Here is a 10,077-nt window from a genome sequence, read left to right as displayed (position 1 = left end):
AGTCCGCTTTTTTCTAAGTTAAAAACGGGTTTGCGGTTGTCGCAAACCCGTTATTTTTTTCAAAATATCTATTCCATTAACTTCCCTGACCAGCAGAGAAGTCTCTTTTTTATTCTTTCAATAAATCCCGAATAGCAATCCTCAAAGCTAATGAAAATATCTCTGAAAAATCAGGGTGTTATTTATCCATTAATGGGTATTTAATATGCATGTTAATGGTTTTAAACTTGATCTGAGTCATGGTTGTAAAGAAGACAATCTATAGAATTTAATAATGGACGGAAAATAAAAGCAAAGCCGGTCTGCACAATGCAATTAGCGCTATTGGAGCCAGGTTATGAAAGCTTTCGCATTTGTTGTAATCGTTTTGTTGCTGAGCATGGCAGGGATATCCCATAACATCGTTATGGCAAAAGGGCAGGTTGATAGTGCGAGTTCTGCTGCTCAAGAAATGTCTTCTGAATAATCCGCTGGTATCTTTTCAGTAATATCAATATTAAATTTTCGCTTGGCCCAACGGCCTGTGCGAAACATCCCGGGATATTTTCGTTTTACTTCCGGTTACTGTCATGCTATTGCGTATTGCGTATTGCGTATTGCGTATTGCGTATTGCGTATTGCGTGTAATGCACGCACATCAATCAGTATTAAACAGACTATTCAAATGCCACCGGTGTTGCTGAACAGGATGCAACTTTTCCAGTGGCATTTTTTGCAGGTAACGTTCAAGACACTTTCATTGATTTGCCGGTTTTGTTGACAGGCAGCGTGTCAGTTTGCAGGCCTGCATTGAATTGAATTAGCGCCGAGGCGGCCAGGTGTTTGAAAAGGGCAGAGGCATTGGGATCTTGCCGCAGAGAGGCTATAAGACCTGCGACGGGGGAGAAAGCTTTCTTTGTGCTCATGTTGGTAATCTCTTGGTTGGTTTGTGTTGTTCAGCCTGGGCTGAATGTGGAACACATTCCTGGAGAGATCATCCTGACTAATACGGGTTGCGTTACTTTTATAATAGTGTTTTACGTGTTTTTTGTACTTCGTTAAAACCCCTGCATGATAAGGCTTATTTCAGGCAGAGATTTTAATATAGATCAAATATTCAATAAGTCATTATCAGGCATCCTTGCCTTCGATATGTCGATTAATCCCAGCTTAACGCACCGCCGGTTTGGTATTCAATCACGCGGGTTTCGAAGAAGTTCTTCTCTTTGCGCAAGTCCATCATTTCGCTCATCCACGGGAAGGGGTTTTGAGCGCCCGGGTATTGTTCTTTCAAGCCCATCTGCGCACAGCGGCGGTTGGCGATAAAGTGCAGGTATTCTTCCATCATGGTGGCGTTCATGCCGAGTACACCACGTGGCATGGTGTCACGGGCGTAGGCGATTTCCAGTTCGGTGCCTTGCAGAATCATTTGTACCACTTCTTCCTGGAATTCTGCGGTCCACAAGTGCGGGTTTTCGATTTTGATCTGGTTGATCATATCGATACCGAAGTTGAGGTGCATGGATTCGTCGCGAAGAATGTATTGGAACTGCTCGGCAACACCGGTCATTTTGTTGCGGCGTCCCATGGACAGGATCTGGGTAAAGCCGCAATAGAAGAAAATGCCTTCGGTAACCGCATAAAACGCTACCAGATTGCGCAGCAATTCCTGATCGGTTTCCGGGGTGCCGGTGGTGAAGGTCGGGATGCCCAGTGAGTGGGTGTGTTTCAAACTCCAAGCTGCTTTGTTGGCAACGGAGGGCAATTCGCGGTACATGTTGAATACTTCGCCTTCATCCATGCCCAGCGATTCAATGCAGTATTGATAAGCGTGGGTGTGAATCGCTTCTTCAAAGGCCTGGCGCAAAATGTACTGACGGCATTCCGGGTTGGTCACCAGACGGTAAATCGCCAGCACCAGATTGTTGGCAACCAGTGAGTCAGCGGTAGAGAAGTAACCGAGGTTGCGCATGACAATGCGGCGCTCGTCTTCGGTGAGGCCGTCCTTGCTTTTCCACAAGGCGATGTCGGCGGTCATGTTAACTTCTTGCGGCATCCAGTGGTTGGCACAACCGTCGAGATATTTTTGCCATGCCCAATCGTATTTAAAAGGCACCAGCTGGTTAAGGTCGGCACGACAGTTGATCATCATCTTGTCGTCAACCTGAATACGGGCAGCGCCCATTTCCAGTTCTTCGAGGCCTGGTGTGGGATCAAGATTTTCCAGCGCTGCACGGGCTTTGGCCAGCTCCGGGCTGACATTTTGCGGTTTTGCCGGCGGCGTTGCAGGGGCAGCCGCTTCAGTGCGAGCGGGTGCTGCCGGTTTGGCAGGGGCTTCGGGCGCTTTGGTGGTTACTTCGTCGGTATTGAAATCGTCCCAATTTAACATGAGTCAAATCCTGTCATTAACGGTTTGTGATTGAGGTGCAGCTTGCACACAGCACTCATTGGTTTGAGGCCACCACGGGCACGTTCTTTCTTTTTTGAATAAACACTATTCGTGCGGTTTATAGCACCTGCGCGGATCGTTCGGGTTGATCTCGCGCAGGTGTGATTCAGATGGTTACTGACAGGCTTCGCAGTCCGGGTTATCCAGAGAGCAGGCTTGTGGAACCGGCGCCGCCTGGCTGAAATCAGTTTCGGCAATCGGCGCTGCTACGGGTGCTGTCGCTGCAACGGTGGGCGCACTTGCTCCGGATGATACGGCGTTAAGCGTACCGATGTTGACGGTAGATTTTTCAGTACTGGTCGCTGCCAGCGCGCGCAGGTAATAGGTGGTTTTCAAACCGCTGTACCAGGCCATGCGATAGGTAACGTCCAGCTTTTTACCGTTAGCTCCGGAAATGTACAGGTTGAGGCTTTGCGCCTGATCGATCCACTTCTGGCGACGGCTGGCGGCTTCTACAATCCAGCGCGGCTCTACTTCAAACGCGGTGGAATAAATCGCTTTCAGGTCATCCGGAATGCGATCAATTTTTTGCAATGAACCTTCGTAATATTTCAGGTCATTCACCATCACGCTGTCCCACAAACCTTGCTCTTTCAGGTCGTGCACCAGGTAAGGGTTTACCACGGTGAACTCGCCGGACAGGTTGGATTTTACGTAGAGGTTTTGATAAGTCGGTTCAATGGATTGGGTTACACCGGTAATGTTGGAAATGGTTGCCGTTGGGGCAATCGCCATTACGTTGGAGTTACGCATACCTTTGGTTTTAACTTCTTCACGCAGGCTGGCCCAATCGAGTGTCTGGCTGCGATCTACCTGAATGTATTTTTCACCGCGGTTTTTCACCAGCAGGTCAATGGAGTCGATGGGCAGAATGCCTTTGCTCCACAAAGAGCCGTCAAACGTGGAGTAAGCACCGCGCTCGGTGGCCAGTTCGGAAGACGCTTTGATGGCGTAATAGCTGATAGCTTCCATAGAGGTGTCAGCAAACGCAACGGCCTCCGCTGAACCATAAGCAATACGTTGCTTGTAGAGCGCATCCTGGAAGCCCATCAAGCCCAGACCAATCGGGCGATGACGCAGGTTGGATGCACGTGAAGTTTCTACCGCGTAGTAGTTGATGTCGATAACGTTATCGAGCATACGGATAGCGGTTTTTACGGTGTTGGCCAGTTTTTCCTGGTTCAAAACACCGTTTTCAATGTGTTGTGCCAGGTTAACAGAACCCAGGTTACACACGGCAATTTCTTCATTGGCTTTGGTGTTGAGTGTAATTTCAGTACACAGGTTGGACGAGTGCACTACACCAACGTGTTGTTGCGGGCTACGCAGGTTGCACGGGTCTTTAAAGGTCATCCACGGATGGCCGGTTTCAAACAACATGCCCAACATTTTGCGCCACAGGTCCAGCGCACGAACGGTTTTGAACAAGCGCACTTTGCCGTCAGCGGCCAGTTGCTCGTATTCAGCGTAACGTGTTTCAAAGGCTTCGCCGTAGAGGTCATGCAAGTCAGGAACATCGTTAGGCGAGAACAGCGTCCATGGCTTGTCATCAAAGACGCGCTTCATGAACAAGTCAGGAATCCAGTTGGCGGTATTCATGTCGTGGGTACGACGACGATCATCACCGGTGTTTTTGCGCAGCTCAAGGAATTCTTCAATATCCATGTGCCAGGTTTCCAGGTAGGCACACACAGCGCCTTTGCGCTTGCCGCCCTGGTTAACCGCAACGGCGGTATCGTTGGCTACTTTCAGGAAAGGAACAACACCTTGTGATTTGCCGTTGGTGCCTTTGATGTAAGCACCCAGGCCACGCACCGGCGTCCAGTCATTACCCAGGCCGCCAGCAAACTTGCTCAGCATAGCGTTGTCCTGAATGGCACCGTAAATACCGTGCAGATCATCCGGGATATTGGTCAGGTAGCAGGAAGACAGCTGCGGGCGCAAAGTACCGGCGTTGAACAGGGTCGGGGTAGAGCTCATGTAGTCAAAAGAAGACAGCAAACGGTAGAACTCGATAGCGCGGTCTTCACGGTTGTCTTCTTCAATCGCCAGGCCCATTGCCACGCGCATAAAGAAAATTTGCGGCAGTTCAATGCGCACGTCATTGCTGTGAATGAAGTAGCGGTCGTACAGGGTTTGCAGGCCGAGGTAGGTAAATTGCAGGTCGCGTTCTGCCAATATGGCTTTGCCCAGTTTTTCATGGTCAAAGTTCAGCAGCTCAGGGGAAACCAGTTCCAGCTCAACGCCTTTTTTCAGGTAAATCGGCAGGGCGCGCTGGTAGTAATCGGTCATTTCGGTCTGAGTGGCTTGGGTAGCAAGACCGAGGAAGCCAAGTGCTTCACCGCGCAGTTTGTCGAGCAACAGGCGCGCCGTGGCAAAAGAGTAGTTGGGTTCTTTTTCTACCAGGGTGCGAGCGGTAATCACCAGTGAGGTGTTAACGTCTTTCAGGGCAACCCCGTCATAGAGGTTGCGCATGGCTTCGTCGAGAATGGCTTTTTCGTTCACGTTCTCCAGGCCGGAGCAGGCTTCGCTTACTACGGTGCGCAAACGGGCGATATCCAGCGGGGTGCGGCTGCCATCGTCCAGTGTCACGTTCAGAGCCGGGTAGTCGGGGTCTGGCACTACATTTTCAGCGCGTTTTTGTGCGCGTAAACGGGCGTGTTCTTCACGATAGAGAACGTAGTCACGGGCGATTTTCTGTTCGCCGGCGCGCATCAGGGTCAATTCGACCTGATCCTGAACATCTTCAATATGAATAGTGCCGCCGGAAGGCATACGGCGTTTGAAGGTGGCGATGATCTGGCTGGTGAGGTTGTCTACGGTTTCACGCACACGGGAGGAGGCTGCTGCAGTACCACCTTCAACGGCCAGAAATGCTTTGGTCATGGCAACAGCAATTTTTCCGGCATCAAACGGCACCACGGTACCGTTACGCTTGATAACACGTAATTGCCCGGGAGCGGTACTGCTGAAAGATGACGAATCGTCCGAACCCTTGGGTGAAGCCTGGCCTTTACTGGTGGACTGTTCAGTTTGTGTGTGCATTGGTGTCTCCGCGTGACAGGTCGTGATTCCATGCGTTAGAAAAATGGGTTAACGCGTTTCAATCAGGTAAACAAAAATCAGGTGAACAAAAAGCGGGGTCAATGACACCGCTTTTGCAGGGAGCCATGCTTGATAGCACAGCTATCCCGGGGAGAATAGGTCGCATAAAAGATGCGATAAACGATCCAGCCGGGACATCAAAATCAGTAATGTTGTTACGGTACAGTTCCGGACAGGCCGGTTTGGGCGCGATGCATTCCGGCGTTCAGAATGCTTCAATATCCCCCGTCAGAGACGCAGAGATCGGCGTTAAATGCCGGAAAACATGTTGACACAAGAGTTATTACCGAGTAGTGCGCTAAATCACAAAACCCCTATATATAGGGGTTGTTGGTGTGTGGGATACAAGATAGTGCGGTTTGCTCTTTAAAACAAGTCTAGCCCCGGTGCTATTTTTTTGGTAGTACCCCTTCGGGTTCCTCGCCAGCCCACGGCAGGCGCGGCTTTGCTTTTTTGCAAGGGTTTTAAGCGCTAAGATTTTTTATTTCTTACCAATGTGGAAAGTTATTACGACATTAAATATGCACCTTGGGAAACCTGATCGGGGGCTGGCTATCACTTGCGCCAACCGGCGGAGAGGCACCAGCAAAACTCTGCATTTTGCTGGTGTGTGACCCGATTACTGGTGAGAGCAGGGTGAACGGCGAGGGCATGACTCCATGGAAGCCGTCTTTGCGGGGAATACCCCCATAAGCTCCCTGATCACCGGCAGGGTTTTAATCAGCTGATAACCCATCAAACAACCGCCCACTACCCATAGCGTAACCAGTAACGGCTCCCATACCGGCCCAACCTCATAAGTTCGCAACACATACACGCCAATCACGATCAGCGTTTGATGGAGAATGTACCAGCAATACACGGCGCGATTGGCCGATTGAATCAGCGCAGAAGGTCGGTTCAGCCACACCTGGGCGTAGCCGATGATGGCCATAATCCATAACCAGCCATCGGCTGACCATACCAGGCTACGTACAGGCGTTTCGAAATTTGCCAGAAATGGCGCCAGGTTTTTCAGTTGGCAACCGGCGTCGTATAAGACAACACCTATATAGGTGCAAACAGCCATCCCCAGCGACCAGTGGCGAAAATCGGCAAACGCCTGCCACCAGCGCTCACTGCGCACCAGTGCAAAACCCATGATGAACACACAGAGATAGCGGGCGTGGTTAAACCAGTCTCCAATCCATGCGTTGGAGATGGGGTAGTGTTTCCCTAAACAAAGGTTAATGGCGAAAAACAGCGCGAGAGGGAATAAATACAGCATCACCCTGGGGGCTCGCTCTGCCAGAGTGATGGAGAACTTTGTAATCCGCGAGCGCATCAATAACGGATACAGCAGCCAGAGAATGGCGATATAGGTGAACAGATAGAGCAGATACCACAAGTGGTTCCAGATAATATTGGCCACCTCCAGCCGACGGTAACCTGACAAGGGCTCGCCGAAGCCGAACGAGTAACCCACGTAATTGCGCCAGAATTCCCAATAACCCATATCGCCAATGGCACCGGCCAGTTTGGCTTCAATCCAGGATTGGGGCGCTACAATGACCGCGCTGCCAAATAGCAGCGGCAGTATGAGTTTACGGCCGTTACCGGTGAGAAATTTCCAGCCGTGGTGACGATGAAGCTGGTAGGAAATGGCTGCGCCACTGATGAAAAACAACAGCGACATACGCCAGGGGTTGGACCACAGCATGGGCAGCTTCAGCCATTCTGCCAGGTAAAGGCTTTTTATATGAAACCCCCAGTCTGCAACATAGGCCATCGCCAGGTGATAAAAAATCAGCAGGGCGAATGCCAGTACGCGAAGCCAGTCGAGTGCGTGACGGCGCTGGTTGTACCAGGGTTGGGGTGAAGGTGAAATATCCGATAAGGCGGGCATAAAAATCTCCGGTGAACCGCTGACTCGTGCCGTGCACCATTGCCTGATAGCATGGGCGATGATGGAGGCACGGCTTATTGTGCGCTGGGTATTATTGGTTTTGTCTCCTTAAGTGATTGAATAACAAGGCGTTGTGATAACCGGCAGCCTGCCGGGACGAACGGCAGCGTGCTTTTATGCAGGGTATATTTTGAAACCGACTAGCTCGTTGGCCGAACGGCTGAAAACCCATTTTCTTGCTCATCAGCAATGGTGGGCGCCCGGTTTATTACTGCTTTGGGGCGTGCTGAATGTACTGTTGCTCGCTTCCAGTACGTTGATGGAAGCGCGCCGGTTTGGCGGCGAACTGGATACCTGGAAAGCCTTTTGTTGGGAGGCGAGCAGTACCTTCGTGATGCTGCTGTGTATCTGGCCGGTCATCCGTCTGCATCGGTGGTTGCAAACCAGGCTGCTCTGGCCACAGTTGGTGGTTGTTCATGCGCTGCTAACCGTGCCTTTTTCGCTGGTGCATGTGGCAGGCATGGTGATGGTGCGCAAGCTGGTGTATGGGTTGATGGGGGAGCATTACCAGTTCGGCAATGTGCTGTACGAATTTCTGTATGAATACCGTAAGGATGCCATGGCCTACCTGCTGGTATTGGTCGCGGTCAGCGGCTATCAATTTATTCTGCGCCGTTTGCAAGGCGAGGCGAGTTATGTGGACGAAAGCGAGAGCTCCTCAAAACCCTTGCCGGATCGCCTGCTGGTAAAAAAGCTGGGTAAGGAGTTCCTGGTTGCAGTGGCAGATATCCGCTGGGTAGAGGCATCGGGAAATTACGCCAATTTGCATGTGAAAGACAGCGTGTATCCGATGCGGATTACCATGGCTCGCCTGGAGGCGCTGTTGCCATCCGGGGCATTTGTGCGGGTGCACCGTTCTTTTATTGTCAACCTGGGCCACGTTAGCCATATCCAACCTACCGATGCTGGCGACTACCAGCTGTTTTTAAACTCCGGTGAAGAGTTGTCGTTATCGCGGCGTTACCGCGATGGCTTTAAAGCGGCGATGGCCGAGTCGGGATGATTTTCCACAGACTCTCCGGCTTGTTGATATTAATCATACAAATTGAGGGTTTTCTCCTGCCGAACAGACCGGCGCCCTGATAAACTGGTCTTTTACCAGCTGGCTCGGGATATCGGATGTTAAGCGAACTCTTCGCTATTCTTGCTCCAATCATCATTTCTGTTGTTATTGGTTACATCTGGGGGAAATCCGGAACGGATTACCCGGCGGATTTTGTCTCCCGCATCGTCATGTATGTCGGCACACCCTGCCTGATTGTATCTGCCATGGCCAAAGTGGAGGTTGACCCTGCGGTAATGGGCGAGGTGATGTTGGCGACGGCGCTGGCCATGGCGTTGATGGGCATTGCTGGCTGGGCTTTGCTCAAAGCCACTAAAATGGATATTCCCACTTTTTTACCACCGCTGATTTTGCCCAACAACGGCAACATGGGTTTGCCGCTATGCCTGTTTGCTTTTGGCGAATTGGGGTTGGCGCTTGCCCTGGGTTCATTCATGGTGATGATGATTGCCACCTTCACCGTGGGGCTGGTGATTGTTTCCAACTCCCAGGGTGGCTGGCGCGCCCGACTGAAAGACCTCGCCAGCCAGCCGGTGATCTACTCGATGATCATTGCCATCGCCATGTTGATGACCGGAACGGCCTTACCGCTCTGGCTGGATAACAGCGTGACGCTGATCGGCGGTTTTGCCATTCCTCTCATGACCATCACGTTGGGCGTTTCCCTATCTACCTTGCGCATTGTCACCTGGCGGCGCAGCATCGGTTTCAGCCTGGCGCGTATTCTGGGCGGTTTGGCATTCGGATTTGTCGCTTGCTGGATACTCAGTGTGGAGGGCGTTTCGCGCAGTGTGGTGCTGTTGCAATCGGCTATGCCGGTGGCAGTATTCAATTATTTGCTGGCGTTGCGTTATCACCGCAGCCCGGAAGAGGTGGCCGCGATGGTAGTGGTTTCAACGCTGTTGGCGTTTATCTTTCTGCCGTTTTTGCTGGCTGTCTTATTACCTGTCGGATAACTACGTTTGTTGGTGTACTTATGAATATTCGTCCTGCGGTTGCCAGCGATGTCGCAGCCCTGTTTTCCATCCGCACCAGTGTGCGACAAAATCATATGTCTCTTGAAGAGTTGGCTGAACTGGGCATTACGCCCGGGAGCCTGCCCGGCATGTTGGTTGGCACCGGAAGAGGTTGGCTGGCGGAAGACGGTAATTATCCAATTGCTTTCTCGATGGCCGATGCGGAAGAGGCGACTATTTTTGCCTTGTTTGTGCGGGCGGAATATGAAGGTAAAGGCATCGGCCGCTTGTTGATGGTGCAAGCAGAGCAATGGTTGGCCTCGCAAGGCTGCAAGGAAATATGGCTGGAGACCGATGCGGATCATCGTGTGCGAGCCAATGGCTTTTACCGGCATCTCGGTTGGCAGGAAGCAGGAATGCAAGACGATGGGCAAGTTCGATTTATCAAATCTATTACGCTTGGCTAAGAAGCGTTTATAAGCGTAAACCTCAAGGTAAAATCTGAGTGCCGTTGATACAATCAGCGGCATTTTTTATTGCGTGTCATCCTGCATTTCAGCGCACCTGTTTCGCCCTTAAT

Annotated in this window: 7 protein-coding genes; 4 read left to right on the top strand and 3 right to left on the bottom strand. The window is 51.2% G+C overall.

The window, feature by feature from the left end:
- Positions 1–337 precede the first annotated feature (337 nt).
- On the top strand, positions 338–466 hold the full coding sequence (locus tag C4F51_RS18265; RefSeq protein ID WP_268905037.1) for a hypothetical protein: 129 nt from the start codon (positions 338–340) through the stop codon (positions 464–466).
- Between the two features lie 672 nt (positions 467–1,138).
- On the opposite strand, the gene C4F51_RS11380 is transcribed toward C4F51_RS18265, so the two are convergent.
- The 3 genes from C4F51_RS11380 to C4F51_RS11370 form a co-directional block, all read right to left on the bottom strand.
- Entirely contained in the window at positions 1,139–2,368 is a 1,230-nt protein-coding gene (locus tag C4F51_RS11380; protein WP_193909887.1) for a ribonucleotide-diphosphate reductase subunit beta, read from the bottom strand.
- Positions 2,369–2,542: 174 nt separating this feature from the next.
- On the bottom strand, positions 2,543–5,473 hold the full coding sequence (locus C4F51_RS11375; RefSeq protein WP_193909885.1) for a ribonucleoside-diphosphate reductase subunit alpha: 2,931 nt from the start codon (positions 5,471–5,473) through the stop codon (positions 2,543–2,545).
- Positions 5,474–6,152: 679 nt separating this feature from the next.
- Positions 6,153–7,418 (bottom strand): acyltransferase family protein, encoded by a 1,266-nt coding sequence (locus tag C4F51_RS11370; RefSeq protein WP_193909883.1) that lies wholly within the window; start codon positions 7,416–7,418, stop codon positions 6,153–6,155.
- A 190-nt stretch (positions 7,419–7,608) separates the two neighbouring features.
- Here C4F51_RS11370 and C4F51_RS11365 point away from each other — a divergent pair, with 190 nt between their 5' ends.
- The 3 genes from C4F51_RS11365 (at position 7,609) to C4F51_RS11355 (ending at position 9,964) form a co-directional block, all read left to right on the top strand.
- Positions 7,609–8,481: a LytR/AlgR family response regulator transcription factor gene (locus tag C4F51_RS11365; RefSeq protein ID WP_235992324.1), complete on the top strand. Its 873-nt coding sequence runs from the start codon at positions 7,609–7,611 to the stop codon at positions 8,479–8,481.
- Positions 8,482–8,597: 116 nt separating this feature from the next.
- Positions 8,598–9,497, top strand: a complete 900-nt coding sequence (locus tag C4F51_RS11360) for an AEC family transporter (RefSeq protein ID WP_193909881.1) — start codon at positions 8,598–8,600, stop codon at positions 9,495–9,497.
- Positions 9,498–9,517: 20 nt separating this feature from the next.
- Entirely contained in the window at positions 9,518–9,964 is a 447-nt protein-coding gene (locus tag C4F51_RS11355; protein ID WP_193909879.1) for a GNAT family N-acetyltransferase, read from the top strand.
- The last annotated feature ends 113 nt before the right edge of the window (positions 9,965–10,077 follow it).

Source organism: Cellvibrio polysaccharolyticus, from assembly GCF_015182315.1.
Taxonomy (GTDB): Bacteria; Pseudomonadota; Gammaproteobacteria; order Pseudomonadales; family Cellvibrionaceae; genus Cellvibrio; species Cellvibrio polysaccharolyticus.
Note: the sequence above shows the minus strand (reverse complement) of the source record. Positions and strands in the feature narration are given on the sequence as shown.

Excerpts from the sequence above, each read along its gene's own strand:
- C4F51_RS18265 (WP_268905037.1), top strand. The coding sequence starts at position 338 with ATGAAAGCTTTCGCATTTGTTGTAATCGTTTTGTTGCTGAGCATGGCA.
- C4F51_RS11375 (WP_193909885.1), bottom strand. The coding sequence starts at position 5,473 with ATGCACACACAAACTGAACAGTCCACCAGTAAAGGCCAGGCTTCACCC.
- C4F51_RS11360 (WP_193909881.1), top strand. The coding sequence starts at position 8,598 with ATGTTAAGCGAACTCTTCGCTATTCTTGCTCCAATCATCATTTCTGTT.
- C4F51_RS11380 (WP_193909887.1), bottom strand. The coding sequence starts at position 2,368 with ATGTTAAATTGGGACGATTTCAATACCGACGAAGTAACCACCAAAGCG.
- C4F51_RS11355 (WP_193909879.1), top strand. The coding sequence starts at position 9,518 with ATGAATATTCGTCCTGCGGTTGCCAGCGATGTCGCAGCCCTGTTTTCC.
- C4F51_RS11370 (WP_193909883.1), bottom strand. The coding sequence starts at position 7,418 with ATGCCCGCCTTATCGGATATTTCACCTTCACCCCAACCCTGGTACAAC.